18 protein-coding genes are annotated in these 16723 nt (G+C 41.5%); 10 read left to right on the forward strand and 8 right to left on the reverse strand.

Translation table 11 applies throughout. The features are described from left to right. The first annotated feature begins 60 nt into the window (after window positions 1-60). Complete coding sequence (locus AC25Y5_RS13490; RefSeq protein WP_488140750.1) at window positions 61-1914, forward strand: transglycosylase domain-containing protein; 1854 nt, start codon at window positions 61-63, stop codon at window positions 1912-1914. 15 nt (window positions 1915-1929) lie between these two features. Here AC25Y5_RS13490 and AC25Y5_RS13495 read toward each other — a convergent pair whose 3' ends face one another. Continuing rightward, the gene (locus AC25Y5_RS13495) at window positions 1930-2505 is read right to left on the reverse strand and encodes a DUF5366 family protein (protein WP_488140751.1); all 576 of its coding nucleotides are present in this window, start codon (window positions 2503-2505) and stop codon (window positions 1930-1932) included. A gap of 164 nt (window positions 2506-2669) precedes the next feature. Here AC25Y5_RS13495 and AC25Y5_RS13500 point away from each other — a divergent pair, with 164 nt between their 5' ends. Genes AC25Y5_RS13500 through mnhG form a run of 7 tightly spaced genes read left to right on the forward strand, consistent with a single transcriptional unit; the run spans window position 2670 to window position 8445 of the window. Beyond that, on the forward strand, window positions 2670-5081 hold the full coding sequence (locus AC25Y5_RS13500) for a Na+/H+ antiporter subunit A (RefSeq protein ID WP_488140752.1): 2412 nt from the start codon (window positions 2670-2672) through the stop codon (window positions 5079-5081). Further along, window positions 5068-5490, forward strand: coding sequence for a Na(+)/H(+) antiporter subunit B (locus tag AC25Y5_RS13505; RefSeq protein ID WP_488140753.1), 423 nt, complete (start codon window positions 5068-5070; stop codon window positions 5488-5490). The genes AC25Y5_RS13500 and AC25Y5_RS13505 overlap by 14 nt, the downstream gene beginning before the upstream one ends. Continuing rightward, entirely contained in the window at window positions 5490-5831 is a 342-nt protein-coding gene (locus AC25Y5_RS13510; protein WP_482102223.1) for a Na(+)/H(+) antiporter subunit C, read from the forward strand. The genes AC25Y5_RS13505 and AC25Y5_RS13510 overlap by 1 nt, the downstream gene beginning before the upstream one ends. Then, window positions 5824-7314 carry a Na+/H+ antiporter subunit D gene (locus tag AC25Y5_RS13515; protein ID WP_488140805.1) on the forward strand — a complete coding sequence of 497 codons (1491 nt, stop codon included), beginning with the start codon at window positions 5824-5826 and terminating at the stop codon, window positions 7312-7314. Before AC25Y5_RS13510 ends, AC25Y5_RS13515 begins: the two co-directional genes overlap by 8 nt. A 6-nt stretch (window positions 7315-7320) precedes the next feature. Further along, complete coding sequence (locus AC25Y5_RS13520) at window positions 7321-7800, forward strand: Na+/H+ antiporter subunit E (protein WP_482102225.1); 480 nt, start codon at window positions 7321-7323, stop codon at window positions 7798-7800. Then, complete coding sequence (locus AC25Y5_RS13525) at window positions 7797-8078, forward strand: Na(+)/H(+) antiporter subunit F1 (RefSeq protein ID WP_482105856.1); 282 nt, start codon at window positions 7797-7799, stop codon at window positions 8076-8078. Before AC25Y5_RS13520 ends, AC25Y5_RS13525 begins: the two co-directional genes overlap by 4 nt. After that, complete coding sequence (gene mnhG / locus AC25Y5_RS13530; protein WP_488140806.1) at window positions 8062-8445, forward strand: monovalent cation/H(+) antiporter subunit G; 384 nt, start codon at window positions 8062-8064, stop codon at window positions 8443-8445. The genes AC25Y5_RS13525 and mnhG overlap by 17 nt, the downstream gene beginning before the upstream one ends. 46 nt (window positions 8446-8491) lie before the next feature. Here the strand turns inward: mnhG and AC25Y5_RS13535 are convergent, their stop codons facing one another. Both AC25Y5_RS13535 and AC25Y5_RS13540 read right to left on the reverse strand, forming a co-directional pair. Next, window positions 8492-8743 carry a hypothetical protein gene (locus tag AC25Y5_RS13535; RefSeq protein ID WP_488140754.1) on the reverse strand — a complete coding sequence of 84 codons (252 nt, stop codon included), beginning with the start codon at window positions 8741-8743 and terminating at the stop codon, window positions 8492-8494. Window positions 8744-8806: 63 nt separating this feature from the next. Next, complete coding sequence (locus AC25Y5_RS13540) at window positions 8807-10318, reverse strand: leucyl aminopeptidase (RefSeq protein WP_488140755.1); 1512 nt, start codon at window positions 10316-10318, stop codon at window positions 8807-8809. A 156-nt stretch (window positions 10319-10474) separates the two neighbouring features. Between AC25Y5_RS13540 and AC25Y5_RS13545 the strand changes: the two genes are divergently transcribed. Then, a complete protein-coding gene (locus tag AC25Y5_RS13545) occupies window positions 10475-10951 on the forward strand; it encodes a divergent PAP2 family protein (protein WP_488140756.1) in 477 nt (158 codons plus the stop codon). A gap of 114 nt (window positions 10952-11065) precedes the next feature. On the opposite strand, the gene AC25Y5_RS13550 is transcribed toward AC25Y5_RS13545, so the two are convergent. From AC25Y5_RS13550 to AC25Y5_RS13565, 4 genes are all read right to left on the reverse strand, one after another. Further along, the gene (locus AC25Y5_RS13550) at window positions 11066-11392 is read right to left on the reverse strand and encodes a YuiB family protein (protein WP_488140757.1); all 327 of its coding nucleotides are present in this window, start codon (window positions 11390-11392) and stop codon (window positions 11066-11068) included. A 1024-nt stretch (window positions 11393-12416) separates the two neighbouring features. Then, window positions 12417-13634, reverse strand: coding sequence for an NAD(P)/FAD-dependent oxidoreductase (locus AC25Y5_RS13555; RefSeq protein ID WP_482102231.1), 1218 nt, complete (start codon window positions 13632-13634; stop codon window positions 12417-12419). 254 nt (window positions 13635-13888) lie between these two features. Next, window positions 13889-14251, reverse strand: coding sequence for a HesB/IscA family protein (locus AC25Y5_RS13560; RefSeq protein ID WP_488140758.1), 363 nt, complete (start codon window positions 14249-14251; stop codon window positions 13889-13891). Between the two features lie 492 nt (window positions 14252-14743). Then, window positions 14744-14980, reverse strand: a complete 237-nt coding sequence (locus AC25Y5_RS13565) for a NifU family protein (protein WP_488140759.1) — start codon at window positions 14978-14980, stop codon at window positions 14744-14746. An 85-nt stretch (window positions 14981-15065) separates the two neighbouring features. Here AC25Y5_RS13565 and AC25Y5_RS13570 point away from each other — a divergent pair, with 85 nt between their 5' ends. Continuing rightward, entirely contained in the window at window positions 15066-15395 is a 330-nt protein-coding gene (locus AC25Y5_RS13570) for a YuzD family protein (RefSeq protein ID WP_482102234.1), read from the forward strand. 215 nt (window positions 15396-15610) lie between these two features. Here the strand turns inward: AC25Y5_RS13570 and AC25Y5_RS13575 are convergent, their stop codons facing one another. Continuing rightward, window positions 15611-16678: an NAD(P)/FAD-dependent oxidoreductase gene (locus AC25Y5_RS13575; RefSeq protein WP_488140760.1), complete on the reverse strand. Its 1068-nt coding sequence runs from the start codon at window positions 16676-16678 to the stop codon at window positions 15611-15613. Between the last annotated feature and the right edge of the window lie 45 nt (window positions 16679-16723).

The raw sequence follows: 16723 nt of genomic DNA on the forward strand, positions 1-16723 counted from the left end.
GATATCCGTAGTGTGCTATATTTTTGTTATTATATGATTTTTGAACGGAGCTCAAAGACATTGAAGCAATTTATCGGTTTCATATTTATCCTTCTCACGATTCCCTTGCTACTCATTGTTCAAAAAGAGATTGCGATCGAATTGAAGAGTGCAGAGTCTTTCAAAGAACAGATCTATCAATCCATTGAGCTGTCCCCCCCAACGAGTAACAATCCCTTAGCACTGAAGGATCGCAACGGTTTAATTTTTGCGGAGGAATACATAGAGTGGCGCGACCCTGTCCCACTGTCAACCATTCCACTATTCGTTCGCCAACTTTTTCTCGAAAGTGAAGACTCAGGTTTCTACGAGCACCGCGGATATGATATTGCAGCAATCGTGCGTGCTTTTGCTGTTAACACAGTGACAGACGATATCAGACAGGGAGCATCTACCATTACACAACAAGTCGTGCGAATGCGCTTTTTATCCACAGAGAAGACTTATGAACGCAAGCTGACTGAACTTTTCTATGCAGCTGAGCTGGAAAGACAATCATCCAAAGATGAAATCTTAGAAATGTATTTGAATGAAATGTATTTCGGCAATCAAGTCTACGGAATTAGTGCCGCCGCAACATACTACTTCAGCAAATCTCTAAATGAGCTGAATGAAGCTGAACTTGCCTTTCTCGCAGCGATTCCGAATAACCCAAGTATGTATGATCCTATAAAGCATTTCGATCAGACAAAAACTAGACAGGAACGTCTTCTTTCTGTCTTAGTAAAAGCTCGGAGCATTACTGCCGATGAAGCTGAACGATATAAAAATACGAGCGTTCAATTAAACCTAAAACAAAAAATGAATGCCTTCCCCGCATACAGTACATATGTCCTTGCTGAACTTACTAATCTTATAGCGCAATCAGAAGGATTGTCAGAAGCAGTAGCAAACGCTTCAAGTGATGCAGAAAAAAATGCACTTGAAGCGTTAGTGAAACAGCGTACCGCTGAGGTTTTATCAGAAGGACTCATTATTGAAACAGCCCTTGACTCTAAAAAACAGTTGCGCGATGAACAGACTATCTCCGCGATTTTAAAACCCGTTGGTGTAGAAGCTGGGTCTGCTGTTATCGACAATGACACACGAGAAATCGTCAGTATTTTTGCCGGGGTCGACTATAAAAAGTTTGACTTCCATCGTGCTTATCAGGCAGTCAGACAACCAGGTTCCGCCATCAAACCGCTTCTAGTCTATGCCCCGCTATTTGAAAGTGGTCCCTATACTGAAAATATGCCCATCAATAGCGGAAATATATGCATCGGCTCGTACTGTCCAACAAATATTGGTGGTTTTGTCTATGGCGATGTAACGGTCAAAGAGGCATTCCGACAAAGTCATAACACGGCAGCCGTTAGGTTATTTCAGATGGTTGGAATTGAAGAAGCATTCGGTTTTATAGAACCCTTTGGATTTAAATCCGTTACAAAACGAGATATGAACTATTCAGCCGCACTAGGCGGTTTTTCAAAAGGTGTGACGCCTATTGAACTGGCAGGTGCCTATTCCAGTTTCATCAACGGGACGTATTCACCTGTCCATGCGATTCGTGCAGTGAAGGATAGAAAGGGTACTATTCTTTATCAATGGCCGGAAGTTAAGAGCGATGTCTGGTCCCCTTCTACAGTTAAAAAAGTTCGCGACTTGATGCAGGATGTCGTATTAAATGGGACGGGGCGTGGCATCAGCTATAGCACCGCGTATACTGGAGCAAAAACTGGAACAACGGATCATTATAAAGATTTATGGGTTGGCGGCATGAACGATACCTATACAACGGCTGTCTGGGTCGGCTCTGATATTCCGCAGTCAGTTAAAAATGTGAGTGACCGAAAACTGCATCTCCAGATATTTTCGGCATTACTCCGAGACTAGCCCTTCACCAAATGGCTAGTCTATTTTTTCGCCTATGAATGGCAAACTTGCGATAACGCCTGTATAGAGTTTCAATAAAATATAGACAATTGTGGAGATGAGCACACACCAAAATGTTATTTCAAAAATAATAAGTCCAATCGTGCTGACAATTGTCATGTATCTGCTTAACTTGTAAACGACATAGACAAAGTAAATGAAAGTCGTCAGTAAAAACAAAGTACCTAATAGTACGATTGAATTGACACCTAACACTGATGCGAGCGCGCCGAAAAAGTAAATGACATTACCTCCCCGAGCTTGGCTATACGATTCTCCCAATACGTCTTTTGAAAAGAACAGCATTGCTGTTTCATGAATTGTCTCCGCAATTAACTTTAGCGCGGAAAACACCATGAAAAACAATAATGAATAGATGACTAGTAAGAAAATACGTAACTGTATTTCCGTTAGGAATTCTCTCATACCTGCATACAGACCAATTCCTTTGAACTGCTCAACAGACACTCCTACTGTGTAAACACCGAATGTTAAACTGAAAAGCACAATTGTAAAGAAAGGCAAATAACCGAATATGTATGGATTTTTCATTTTACACCTCAAAAGTAGTTCTCTTTCTTCAACTCTATAATATAAGAAGAGAGTCGAAAGATGCAATAAGGTGCGGAAATGTTCAATGCAAATACCCCCAATATACGTTATACTTTATAACATTGCAGAAAGTTATGTTTCAATCATCAGGAAGGAGAATTTTCTTGAATTTCGTATTGCTGATTTTTCTGCCTATTGTGGCAGCCTTATTTGTACCTTTCCTATTCAGGAAATTAAAAGATATACATACTGGTTGGTTCGTTTTACTAGTTCCTGTAGCCCTTTTCATTTATTACATTGGATTTATCAAGACAACAATGGACGGCGGACATGCTGTATCTGAGCTTCAATGGATTCCATCGCTCGGTATTTCGTTCGTATCGTATATTGATGGGCTTAGCCTGCTGTTCACCTTGCTAATTACAGGTATTGGCGCACTCGTGGTCCTCTACTCCATTTTTTATCTCGATAAAAATCGGGAAAAACTAAATAACTTTTACGTTTTTCTACTTATTTTCATGAGCGCCATGTTAGGAGTCGTGCAATCGGATAATGTAATTTCTCTCTATTTATTTTGGGAGCTGACATCCATTTCATCATTCCTGCTAATTGGCTATTGGAATACACGTGATCGTTCTCGATTTGGTGCATTAAAATCGATGATGATTACCGTATTTGGCGGTTTAATGATGCTTGGTGGATTTGTCTTACTCGGAATAATGGGCGACACGTTTTCTATACGTGAACTTATCGCAAATGCTTCCACGTTTGTAGGACATGAATACTTCACGCTGGCACTCGTTCTAGTCTTACTAGGCGCATTTACGAAATCAGCACAGTTCCCGTTCCACATCTGGTTGCCCGATGCGATGGAAGCGCCTACCCCGGTAAGTGCATATCTGCACTCTGCAACCATGGTAAAAGCAGGCCTTTACCTTGTCGCTCGATTCACTCCTATCTTCGCAGTTTCTGAAGTTTGGATTTGGCTTGTTACTGGCATCGGCCTTCTAACATTGTTCTGGGGCTCTCTTTTTGCAGTGAAACAGACCGATTTGAAAGCAATACTTGCTTTTTCGACAATTAGTCAACTTGGACTTATCATGTCCTTGCTCGGTGCAGGTGCACTTGCCTATCACTCAGACGATCCAATTTTAAAATTCGCAACATTCGCAGCAATCTTTCATCTGATTAACCACGCGGTCTTCAAAGGAAGCTTGTTCATGGTTGCAGGTATTGTCGACCATGAAACAGGTACCCGCGATATTCGTAAACTTGGCGGATTAATGAGCATCATGCCCGTCAGTTTCACAGTGGCATTCATCGGGTCTATGTCGATGGCAGGATTGCCCCCATTCGGAGGCTTCCTGAGTAAAGAAATGTTCCTTCAATCAATGCTCGCCATTCGTCATTTTGAACTGTTCAACTTTGCAACTTGGGGAATTATCTTCCCAGTTATCGCTTGGATTGCTAGTGTGTTCACATTCGTTTACAGCTTCTACTTTGTATTTAAGACGTTCACTGGACAACAAAAAAGTGAACTTCTTGCGAAAAAACCGCATGAAGCACCTGTCGGCATGCTTGTAGCTCCTGCCATTCTAGCTATACTCGTTGTCACTATTTTCTTTATCCCGAATTTGATTGGGAAATGGTTGGTTAAACCTGCTGTGATAGCTGTCCAGCCTGATTTGTATAGCCATCCTTCTGAAGTTGCAGTACATGTTGCGGCTTGGCATGGCATCGCCGCTCCTGAACTATGGATGACGATTTCACTTGTCGGAGTAGGTCTCGTACTCTTCTTGACAATGAAAAGATGGCACAAGTTATATGACATTCAACCTGAGTATTTTTCATTAAACGCTCTTTATGATTCAGCCATGTTATTTAGCGAAGGTGGAATGAACCGTCTTTCTCGTTTTTACATGACTGGGTTAATCCGTACGTATCTGATTTATATGTTTGCTTTTATCGCTGCCATAACGTCGGCAACGCTCTTTATCAAAGAAGCATTCGTCTTAGATATGAATAGTTTTGCACCGGTAACCTTATATGGAATCCTGACTGCGATTATCTTAGTTCTGGCGGTTAGTATGGTTCTTCTAGCCAAGACGAGGCTGTCGGCAATTATCGCACTCGGCGCAGTCGGATATTCGGTTGCATTATTCTTTGTTCTGTTTAAAGCACCGGATTTAGCGCTTACACAACTCGTAATTGAAACCATCTCAGTTGCACTGTTCCTGTTGGCCTATAAACATTTGCCGTCGCTTAATAACCATGGACAAACGAAGCGCAACAAGGTGGGTAATGCGATTATAGCCGCCGGTGTAGGTATTACAGTAACATTGGTAGCTCTATCAGCCCATTCACAAAAACTGATTCCATCAATATCTCAGTATTATAAAGATACAGTTGCTTCTGAAGCTGGGGGCGGGAATATCGTCAACGTCATTCTCGTTGATTATCGTGGTTTTGATACATTATTTGAAATCACCGTTCTATCAATCGTCGGAATCGCCGTCATTGCGATGGTTCGCCTAAAGCTGTCAAGAAAGGAGGAGAGTACGGATGAAAACAAATGATGTCATTTTGCAAACGGCAACAAAATTCGTATTCTTCATCATTTTCCTTTTTTCAATTCATATTTTCTTTGCGGGACACTACACACCAGGGGGAGGCTTCGTAGGAGGACTCCTCACTACCGGCGCAATTGTTCTGCTACTTTTAGCATTCGACCTGAAAACTGTGCAAAGAGCTTTACCTTTTAACTTCACGATTGTGACAGCTATCGGTTTACTACTTTCACTCGGAACGGCTGCAGGTTCAATTTTCTTCAACGTTCCATTTTTTACACATGTATTTGATGATTTCACTTTGCCTCTATTTGGGACAACTTCCCTTCATACTGCAATGATCTTTGATGCCGGTGTATATCTCGTTGTTGTTGGTGCCGCCGTTACAATGATTCAAACGATTGGAGGAGATGAGTAATGGAATTTATAATGGCTATCGTCATCGGAATTCTTTTCATGGCAGCTGTCTATTTGATACTTTCCAGAAGCCTCCTTAAAATCATTCTCGGGACAGGCCTGTTGAGTCATGGTGCCCATTTACTTATCCTTACGATGGGTGGACTTGGTGGTGCTTCTCCGCCTGTCTTGGCCGAAGGCATCACTGATTATGCTGATCCTTTACCACAGGCGCTAATATTAACGGCTATTGTAATCAGTTTCGGAGTGACCGCATTCATTCTCGTGTTGGCTTATCGGACATATGCTGAGCACAAGACTGATAACATGAATCTCATGAGAGGAAATGACGAACATGATTAATCTGCTTTTATTTCCAATCCTATTGCCCTTCTTTTTCGCAATTATTCTTCTTTTTTTCAAGGAGAATATCAAGGTACAGCGCTCGCTAACATGCATCGGACTTTTGGTAAGCTTGGTTGCTGCACTTTTTCTTGTTGCAAAAGTGAAAGCGGATGGCGTGCAAGCAATTACTCTCGGAAGTTGGTCGGCACCGTTTGGTATTTCGATGGTGTCAGATATGTTATCCGCATTGCTAGTAACGACAACACTCTTAATAACACTGTTTGTTGTGATCTACAGCTTCACAGCGATTGGTGAAGAGCGGGAGCGCTACTTCTATTATCCTGCTATCTTGTTCATGATTACAGGCATTAATGGTGCTTTTACAACAGGTGACATTTTCAATATGTTCGTATTTTTCGAAGTGCTGCTTATCGCCTCTTACCTACTAATCGTTCTCGGCGGCAAGAAAAAACAGCTCAGCGAATCAATCAAATACATACTCGTTAATGTTATATCATCTGCCCTGTTCGTTATTACGGTAGCATTCCTTTACTCAGTCATCGGTACATTAAATATGGCCGATATTTCGGTGAAGATAGCTGAAATTGGACAACCCGGTATCATAACCGTAATCGCAGTCCTCTTTCTTATCGTCTTCGGTGTCAAAGGTTCCCTATTTCCACTTTACTTCTGGTTGCCGGGTTCTTATGCAGCACCGCCCACACCCATTCTTGCACTCTTCGGAGCATTGCTGACTAAAGTGGGTATTTACGGAATCATCCGAACGTATACACTGTTCTTTGTTCATGATTTAGATTTTACACATGGGTTATTATCCATACTGGCTCTACTCACAATCATTGCGGGTTGTATAGGTGCACTCGCTTATTTCGATTTAAAACAAATTATCATTTACAATATTGTAATTGCCGTGGGCGTCATATTATTCGGCGCCGCGCAAATGAACGAGGCTGGTTTAACTGGCGCTGTATTCTATTTAATCCACGACATGCTAATTAAAGGAGCTTTATTCCTTTTAATTGGAATCATTGCTTATGTAACGGGTACATACAATTTGCGTAAAATGGGTGGTTTGATGAACACTCATGCTTCCCTTGGTTGGATTTACTTAATCGCAGCGTTTGGTTTGGTAGGTATTCCGCCATTAAGCGGTTTTGTCGGAAAGCTTTTAATCGTCCAAGGTGCATTTGAGGCAGGTCACGTCTTCGGAAGTATCGTCATCCTGGCATCGAGTCTTGTTGTACTGTTATCCGTTATTCGAATCTTTGTCTATGCATTCTGGGGCAAGCCCGGACTTCATGGAGAATTACCTAAAACAGACAGTCGTTCTTACCGGAAGATGATGGCTCCAGCTATTGTATTAGTCATCTTGTCCGTGCTGTACGGGGTAGGTACTGAATGGCTCGTTCCTTACATGACGGATGCAACAGATGTATTACTACAACCGTCCATCTATATTGATGCGGTGTTAAAGGAGTAGATGACGATGGCATTTCAACTATTATTGAACTTTTTCATCGCTCTCGTCTGGATGTTCATAAGCACCTCATTCACCGCTTCGACATTCATCATTGGATTCTTGATTGGTCTGCTATTAATCATTATGACGAGACGTTTTTTCCCGAACAGACTATACATTTGGCGACTTTGGGCGGCATGGAAATTAGTACTCCTCTTCTTTAAGGAGTTGACATTGTCCAATATTTCAGTGTTACAGGTCGTCCTGCGTCCGAAGTTAAATCTTCAGCCTATGATTTTCGCTTTGCCGACAGACCTTGAATATGACTGGGAAATCACATTGTTATCTAGTCTGATCACATTGACTCCTGGAACGATTGTTTTGTACGTTTCAGATGATCAACGAACACTTTATGTCCACGCCATCGATGTCGATGATGTCGATGATGCAATTGACTCCATTAAAAACACATTTGAAAAAGCAATTAAGGAGGTGAGTCGACCATGACAACATTCATATGGGTTTCTCTCATTCTTGTTATCCTGTCGATTGTTGGACTATTGTATCGTCTCTACCTTGGTCCTTCAATCCCGGATCGGCTTGTTGCACTTGATGCAATTGGCGTCATGCTTATTTCAGCGATTGCTCTGCTGTCTGTCATTTTCGATACAGGGTTTTTCATGGAAGTCATCTTGCTGATTGCAATTATGTCATTCATCGGAACCGCATCATTCTCTAAATTCATTGAGAAAGGAGAGATAATTGAGCGTGATCGTAATAGCTAATATCCTCATTGTCCTAACAATCGTTGTTGGCATTGTTTTCACTATCGTGACAGTCATTGGCGTCATTCGCTTACCAGACTTGTATACAAGAGCGCATGCGGCTTCTAAAAGTGCGACTCTGGGCGTGCTTAGTATTCTGTTAGGTGTATTTTTTCACTTTTGGTTGAAAGAAGGACACTTTAGTATACAACTCCTTCTTGCAATTGCATTTCTGTTTATTACCTCTCCAGTTGGCGGACATCTGATGAGTCGCGCAGCATATATTTCGGGTGTTAAACCAACAGAACGAACTGTTGGTGACGACCTTGCAGAAGTGATCAAAGAAGCTAAACAAAAAGCTTCTGGAACATATAAAACCAAAGAATAAAAAACACATGACAACCCGAGTTCAGGTTGTCATGTGTTTTTTAGTTTTAGTAAGGACCATAATATCCATAAGGGTACGGTTGATAGCCATATGGATATGGAGGGTAACCGTAGTAGGAAGGATATCCTCTATAAGGATAACCACCATATCCATACGATGGGGTTAGGACAGAACCGAGTAAGCTACCAGCAAAGCCTCCGATAAAAGGACCCCCAAAATCACCAAATCCACCAAATCCACCATATCTATTTCCACGACCATGGCCACGGCCGCGATAACCATCATAACGTCTCGTCATAGTTATCCTCCCTTCCCACTTATACTATTCAAGCGAGGTGTCTCAAAGGGGGACAATTGCCTATCAGCCTTCTAGTTCAGATTCGGCTAGACGTTCAACAAGCGTCGCTAGCGTTCTTACCATGACACCCGTTGCACCTTTTGGACCTAAGTCATGTGCGGACTGGGCATCTGACGTTCCCGCGATATCTAGGTGAATCCAAGGTGTGTTACCAACGAATTCACCGACAAACCCGCCTCCGAAGATCATATGACCATCTCTGCCAGGTGAATTATTTAAATCCGCTACATCACTCTTACGTATTCTCTTCTTATCATTTTCAGTAAGTGGAAGCCTCCAGACAAATTCTCCTGTTTCCATTGAAGCATGCATGAATTCTTCAAAGAAACCTTCATCGTTTGTAAGCGCTCCCGTCTTGTCCATACCGAGCGCAACGATAACTCCGCCAGTTAGTGTAGCAACGTCAATGAGGCAGCTTGCACCTGCTTGCAAAGCGTATGTAACTGCATCTGCAAGTACAAGACGCCCTTCTGCATCCGTATTGAGCACTTCAATCGTTTTTCCGCTCAGTGAAGTAATGACATCATCCGGTTTAAAGGCGTCACCAGAAACCATATTGTCTGTAGAAGCAATCACAGCAATTACATTTTTATCTGGTCGTAGCTCTCCAATGATGGTCATCGCACCAAGCACTGCAGCAGCACCGCCCATATCACCTTTCATGCCAACCATTCCATCTTTCGTTTTTAAGGAATAACCCCCGGTATCATATGTAATACCTTTACCGACAAGCCCGATGACATCTTCCCATTTTTCTGTTGCGGCATATTTCATGACGATTAGCTTGGGTTCTTCTACCGAGCCTTTGTTAACAGCAAGAATTGCGCCCATGCCGAGTTCTTCCATTTCTTTTTTACCTAGAACTTCAATTTCAAAGTCATATTTTTTAGCAAGCTCACTTGCATACTCAGCCATTTTAGTTGCAGTTAAAATATTCGGCGGCATATTGACAAGGTTACGTGCTTCATTAACTGCATAAGCATGTACCTTCCCCACTTCAAATGCTGCTTTCAATTCATCTTCGTCAAATAATGACAAGAATGAGAGTGTTTCGAGTGTAACATCGCGTTCGTTTGAATCGGTACGATATCCTTCGAACTTATATAGTCCAAGTCCGATGCCTTCTGATGCCGCAAACACGACATCAGCACATGTCAGTTTGTCGTTCGTAAATGGAGCGGTCCAAATTGCAGCAGAAGCCACTTTCAAATCTGCCAAGCCTTTGCCAATCGCTGCAAATGATTGACGCAACCGATCTTCAGTCAATTCTTTTTGCAGACCAAGCCCAATGAATAAGACACGCTTATAACCTTGTATTTCAACAGTAGGCATTTTTGTAATCGTTTTAAATTCTGTTTTAATATCGCCTGATTTTACCCATTCTGGCACACGCGGACTAAAAGAACTGACAAAACTACTCCAGCCTTCTACATTTTCAGGATGCTCCGGTACACCGATTACTAAGACATCTGCTTCTACTTTACCAAAATTAGGTTCCATAATTATGGTTTTCATTTGACTACCTCCATTTTTTAATACATTGTTTAGTATAGCGGAAATTTTCGGCCGTTTATATTGATTCGTCTGGAAGGCGGACTATCGTTTTTTTGTAACATTCTCTTATGGTATACTGTTTGTATAAATTCCGTACTTTAAAAGGAGTTGAACTAGATGGTCTTATTACAAAACACCCCGCTCCTTGCGGCATTATTCGGAATCATCTTTGCTCAATTCATCAAAATTCCAATTCACTTTTTTCTTACAGGTAAACTTGACTGGAAATTGATGACCTCAACGGGTGGGATGCCCAGTTCCCATTCCGCTGCCGTCACATCTCTGACGACTGCAATCGCTTATGAAGCAGGACTTGACTCTCCTCTCTTTGCAGTCTCTGCCATCTTTGCCGTTATCGTTATGTTTGATGCGACAGGAATCCGTTATCAGGCGGGACAACAAGCACTCATTATCAATCAAATGCGTCTGGACTTCCAGACGTTCGTTCAAGAAGCGAAAGGTTGGCAGCATAAAGACGGCCAGCAAAAAATTCTAGAGTTAAAAACATTACTTGGCCACAAACCTAGTGAAGTATTTGCAGGAGCTGTCACTGGTATTCTAATTTCAGTCATTCTATATTCATTTATCATTTAAGAACAAAAAAGAGGGTGTGTACTAGCAGTTTTATGCTTGTATACACCCTCTTTTTAAATTTAGAAAGGTAAAACTATTCAACTTGGGTTGCTGTTTAAGTGTGCTAGGCCATTCCTAAAACATTTGATAGCCTTGTTTTCTCAATAGCTTAATAACGATGCCTGAAATTATCGCTCCAACCAGTCCACTCGCTAAAATGACGACATCCACAGTGTGGAGTGACATAATCTTTTCCCCAAGGAGGTTGAATGCGTAATTCGGCTTCGTGAAATATTCGAGGACTTTCACTTCATCAATAATCAGTATGACGACAATCGGATAAATAATGGCCATCAACCAAGTCATTCGCAAAAGCATATTTATTAGGAATCCTATACCAAAGAACATAACAATGAAAATCATTACGGATAATACGACGTGCGTTATAGAAATGGTTCCCAATGTGACTACCTCCGTTTTCCATTTATAATTTTACAGGAACGGATGAATGCTTTCAACATTACAATGCCTGTTCGATAATTTGTCGAATTTCGTTGTGGTGATAATATGATTTTGTTTCATCACTTATTGAAATAGAGTATATATGAAATATATCAGAATGGGTCACTTGGTTACTATTATTGAGTGAGTTGTGATTCGGTGTGTAGAATGTAGATCGCTTGGCGCTTTGTGGAGGCCTCTGGCCTTCGCTGGGGTGTAACATTATCGATAGAGTTTTAGTTCAGAGTGTACATTGTAGATCGCTTGGCGCTCTGGGGATGCCTCTCGCCCTGAGCCTGGATTAACGCTTCGCATCCAGTCTCACGGCTTCGGCTACCCCTTGTCGCGCCTGCGCTGGGGTGTACATTATCAATAGAAATGTGATTTTGAGATGTATAACTGAGATTATAATGTGATTACTATTTGATACTGACTTCATTGCAGAAAGACCTACTATAGGCTGCTGACCTCTATCCCCAATATTGAAATGCGCTTTCCTACATAGAGACTATCCAGCACAGGCGCGACTTCGTGGTAGCCGGAGCGATAAGACTGAAAGTGGTCTCCTATCTGGCTTATCGGTGGCCACTGAAAAAGTTCTATATTATTAATTAGAACTAGTTGATTGTAGTGAAGAGCGGCGACTCCAGCGGGAACAGCTAGGAAGAGAAAGAAGTTCACTCTTCCCTGGCTGAAGACCCCGCAGGAAAAACCGTCACGCAGAACGGCTTTTGCGACCAAAAGCGTTAGCGTTGGGAGCACCGGGCAAGAATGCCTTAATTTCTGCAAAGAACGCAGAAATACGGCAAATCGAACCCTTTGCTGTTCGATTGGCTGAAGCCGTGCCCGCGGAAAGCGTCCGCTCGGAACGGAAATCAACGGCATTGAAGGAAATCGGACTTTTTCAGTGGTCTACATTCTAGAATTAACAAATTTCCTCAAAAAAAAGCACCCGCCGTAAAACTGGCGAGTGCTGAAATGCATATTATTTAAGCAAGTTGAACTTACCTTTTTTCAGCGTTAATCCTACTCCACCAATCATGAAGAGCGCACGGTTATCAACCATTTTCTTCATGAATGAAGCTTTTGTACCTGTAACTTTTTTACCAAATACTTCACCAATAGCGTCGTTGTCGCCAAGTGAACAAAGGCTACCTTTAAGATCCGGTGTGAATTCTGAAGTAGCTTCGCCTTTCATCAGCGCGATTAGGTTATTCGCACACATGTCACCTTGTTGCATTGCAATTTGTGCAGTAGGAGGATAAGGACGATTAACTGCTTCATTGATCATTAGTGCACAGTCTCCAATGATGAATACATCAGAGTACCCTGGAGCCCGAAGATCTTTGTCAACTTTAACACGAGCACGCATGTTTTCGATACCTGTCTCTTCGATCAGACGATTACCGCGGACACCTGCAGCCCAAACGACTGTACCAGCTTTGATGAATTCAAATTCATCATCACCTTTTTTAATATTGACGCCTTCAGGAGTAGCTTCAACAACTGGCGTACCAATTGAGAATTCGATTCCTTTAGAGTTCAATTGTTTTACTGCATAATCCACAAGTTCAGGATCAAATCCTGGAAGAACCATTGGAGCTGCTTCTACGCAAAGGACTCGTACTTTTTCTTGTGGAACGTCGAACTCTTTACATAACTCAGGAACACGGTTACCAAGTTCACCGAGGAACTCAATACCTGTGAAGCCTGCGCCGCCAACAATGATTGTCAGGCGGCTATCGTCTTTAACTTCTTCAATTGACCATGTCGCGAATTGATATTCAATATGTTCGCGAATTTGACGAGCAGCTTTTACGTTCGCAATAGACAACGCATATTTATCAAGACCTGGGATACCGAATGTTTCTCCTTCGAATCCAAGTGAAATTACTAGGTAATCGTATGAATGTGTACCGACATTTGTTGTTACAACTTTCCCATTAACGTCGATAGCTTGAACTTCAGCTTTAACGAATTTAACTTTATTGCTGTTAATAACGTCTTTGATATCATACCGTACAGATTCAGGAGACATTGTCCCTGCTGCGGCTTCATGAAGCCAAGTCGATTCGTAATGGTAATCATTTTTATTTATTAGAACGATATCTACATCGTCCGCACCTAGAGATTTCTGCAAATTAACAATAGCCGATAAACCACCGTAACCTGCACCCAATACTAAAATTGTCGGTCTATTCACGAAGATCGAAACCACCTTTGATTTTTTTATATGCCCGGCCCAGGTGAAATCGGTTACATTGACGATTTACACAGTCCTGGCCTTTGTCATTTTTTTTCGACAAACTTCTATTTCTAATAGTAGCCCTTTTGAAACGCCTTTTCAATAGTATATTTGAAATAGAACTTTTTTGAAAATACTGACAAAAACAGAAAGTTCTCTACATAGTAAAAAAATCCTTCCCAAATAAAATTCAGGAAGGATGTACTATTCAATCAGCAGTCTGCTGGAGCTCCTGCTTTCTTAGCAGTTCTAAATGATGTACCGCAACCGCATGACGCAATAGCGTTCGGGTTATTTATTGTGAATCCGCCTCCCATGAGGGACTCTTTATAGTCAACTTGTGTGCCTTCAAGAACGCCTGCATCTTCACTCGAAACAAGAATTTGTAAACCATGCTGCTCGAGCAAAATGTCGTCAGCTGATTTTTCACTCTCAAAACCCATTCCGTATGTCAGACCACTGCATCCTCCGCCGTTCACAGCGACACGCAGAAATGATCCTTCTTCCTCATTATGACGCATCATTTCCCTAACATGAATTGCTGCTGCTTGTGTAACTTCAACAACCTGTGTCATTCGTGTTCACCTTCCCTTTGTTTTCTTTTCCTTATCATAACAAGGAATTCAGCCATAACGCAATCATAATAGCTCGTGCGTTTTGAAATTTACGTTATAATAGAATATACTAGTTCGAAAGGAAGATTCAAGTGGAAATCAGCCCATTTTACGATAAAAAGGTAGTATATTTCCATTATAGTAATCGTTTTACAACTTCGAAAATGAAATCAATATTTACCCGAGTCTCTTCCTATGAGAGTAACTTTAAACCTGTCTATCCTGATCCCGCTATAGAAAGATGAGGTAATTACCTTTTGACAATTGCAATTGCCGAAATTTTATGGAGAATCGGATATACTGAAGGGACGGTCTCTGGTTTTTAACGTGTCCTGGAAAGCCAGTGTACTTCAGCCGAACCAAAAATCATTGAACTAGCCGAAAGAGTTAGGCAGGAAATTCGAACTTTGAAATAAAAAGACGGACCAATTTTCGGTCCGCCTAAAGTTTACATCAAAATACTTGTTCTACTTCAACAACTCCTGGAACTTCTTCCAGAAGAGCTCGTTCAATACCAGCCTTCAAAGTTATTGTTGAGCTTGGGCAAGTGCCGCAAGCACCGAGAAGGCGTAGTTTCACGATGCCATCCTCAATATCCACAAGTTCACAGTCTCCTCCATCACGAAGGAGGAATGGGCGTAATTTATTTAAAACTTCTTGTACTGGTTCAGTAAGCATTGTATCTGTCATTGTTTTTTAACTCTCCTTTCCTTATACTTATTATAAACTGGAAAGAAGAAAAAATCCATCATTCAAATCGAAAGGGGAAAAAAAAATGAGTAAAAGCAACGCAATCATTGAAATTTATGGTGCAGATATTATTTGTGCCAGCTGTGTTAACGCACCTTCATCAAAGGATACATATGAGTGGCTGCAGGCAGCCATTGATAGAAAGTATCCTAATCAGCCATACGTAATCGACTACATCGACATCGAATCAGAAGTTACAGACGAAAAACATAAACATATTTCACAACAAATTCAAGAGGATGTATATTTCTATCCGCTCGTTATGATCAATGACGAAATGATTGGTGAAGGTTATATTCAATTGAAGCCTGTGTTTACTGCCCTTGAAAAGCACGGCTATGTTGCAACTGAATGAAATGATAATGCTGCAGTTTAATTGAGAACACAAAACACCCCTTCCCGCAGTCATGAATGCGAGTTAGGGGTGTTTTGTATCTAATTTATTATAGAAAAATGCCACCGCAAAGATTAAAAATCGATACGGTGACATCTAAGGAATTGTGATACTGTGAGTTGGTAACGTATTTTAAAGTCTCTCAAACGTTTATGTGACCACGTTTAGTGGTACTCTTATCCGTTATGCCATTTATACATCCAAAGAACGCCTGACTTCAATAGTCTTGCAATACGACCTGTTACGGTACGATCAGCAAGATATGCAAAGCCCTGCTTCTTGCCAAGGGATCCAAGGAAACCTTTCAGCTTGATTTCAGGCATTTTCTCCGGTAAAGGTTCGTTGTTCCAGACGTTGCGCAGTACGCGTACAATCTGTTCCGCTTGTTCCTCAGCTACTTGTGCACTTGGTGCGTAAGGAAGCGCTGCGCAGTCCCCTACGACGTATACATCATTAAATTCAGGGAGCTGATGGTACATATTTAATATAACGCGACCTGAACTGTCTTTTTCTGTATCAATATTTTCGACAGGCGCAACTGGACGAATTCCTGCTGTCCAAACAACAGCATCTACGGCAATCGTTTCTTCATGATTATAAAGCGTAGTTGGTTCCACTTTTGTAATGTTGGAGCTCGAAACAACGTCTACATTATGTTCATCAAACCATCCCTTGACATAATTACTGAGTCTCTCAGGGAAATCCCTTAAAATACGCGGTCCGCGATCGAACAATTTGATATTCAAATCCGGTCTGCTTTCCCGAAGCTCACTTGCAAGCTCGATTCCACTTAAACCCGCTCCGACGATACCTATCGTAGCTCCGCCTCCAAGACCTAGGAGTTTCTCATAAGTAATCCTGGACTTACCAATTGTCTGGATACTATATGTATATTCCGAAGCACCTGGCACGTCATGATAGTTATCTTCACATCCTAGTCCAATAACAAGTTCATCAAACTTTATTTGCACGCCGTCGTCTAGATAGACACACTTTTCATCTGGTCTAATTTCGATAATTTCTCCACCGATAACTTTAAGTCTCTCATGTGTAGGAAGCGTAACGCGCACAATAGAATCCGATACCGTCCCTGACGCCAGCGCATAAAACTCTGTTTTCAAACTATGAAACGGTGTCCGGTCGACTAGTGTTATTTCTACATCTTCAGGAAGATCCTTTGTTAATAAACGAAGTAAGATACGCATATTTCCATATCCAGCACCTAAAAGCACAAGTTTTCTCATAATTTTTTCTCCTTTGTAAAACAATAATCCGTTGTTTTCCCAAAT

This window comes from Sporosarcina sp. Y1011, assembly GCF_057669885.1.

What these genes read in the sequence shown, in the direction of transcription:
- AC25Y5_RS13495 (WP_488140751.1), bottom strand. Translation starts at nt 2,505, where the DNA reads ATGAAAAATCCATACATATTCGGTTATTTGCCTTTCTTTACAATTGTG.
- AC25Y5_RS13505 (WP_488140753.1), top strand. Translation starts at nt 5,068, where the DNA reads ATGAAAACAAATGATGTCATTTTGCAAACGGCAACAAAATTCGTATTC.
- AC25Y5_RS13510 (WP_482102223.1), top strand. Translation starts at nt 5,490, where the DNA reads ATGGAATTTATAATGGCTATCGTCATCGGAATTCTTTTCATGGCAGCT.
- AC25Y5_RS13515 (WP_488140805.1), top strand. Translation starts at nt 5,824, where the DNA reads ATGATTAATCTGCTTTTATTTCCAATCCTATTGCCCTTCTTTTTCGCA.
- AC25Y5_RS13520 (WP_482102225.1), top strand. Translation starts at nt 7,321, where the DNA reads ATGGCATTTCAACTATTATTGAACTTTTTCATCGCTCTCGTCTGGATG.
- AC25Y5_RS13525 (WP_482105856.1), top strand. Translation starts at nt 7,797, where the DNA reads ATGACAACATTCATATGGGTTTCTCTCATTCTTGTTATCCTGTCGATT.
- AC25Y5_RS13535 (WP_488140754.1), bottom strand. Translation starts at nt 8,743, where the DNA reads ATGACGAGACGTTATGATGGTTATCGCGGCCGTGGCCATGGTCGTGGA.
- AC25Y5_RS13540 (WP_488140755.1), bottom strand. Translation starts at nt 10,318, where the DNA reads ATGAAAACCATAATTATGGAACCTAATTTTGGTAAAGTAGAAGCAGAT.
- AC25Y5_RS13545 (WP_488140756.1), top strand. Translation starts at nt 10,475, where the DNA reads ATGGTCTTATTACAAAACACCCCGCTCCTTGCGGCATTATTCGGAATC.
- AC25Y5_RS13560 (WP_488140758.1), bottom strand. Translation starts at nt 14,251, where the DNA reads ATGACACAGGTTGTTGAAGTTACACAAGCAGCAGCAATTCATGTTAGG.
- AC25Y5_RS13565 (WP_488140759.1), bottom strand. Translation starts at nt 14,980, where the DNA reads ATGACAGATACAATGCTTACTGAACCAGTACAAGAAGTTTTAAATAAA.
- AC25Y5_RS13570 (WP_482102234.1), top strand. Translation starts at nt 15,066, where the DNA reads ATGAGTAAAAGCAACGCAATCATTGAAATTTATGGTGCAGATATTATT.
- AC25Y5_RS13575 (WP_488140760.1), bottom strand. Translation starts at nt 16,678, where the DNA reads ATGAGAAAACTTGTGCTTTTAGGTGCTGGATATGGAAATATGCGTATC.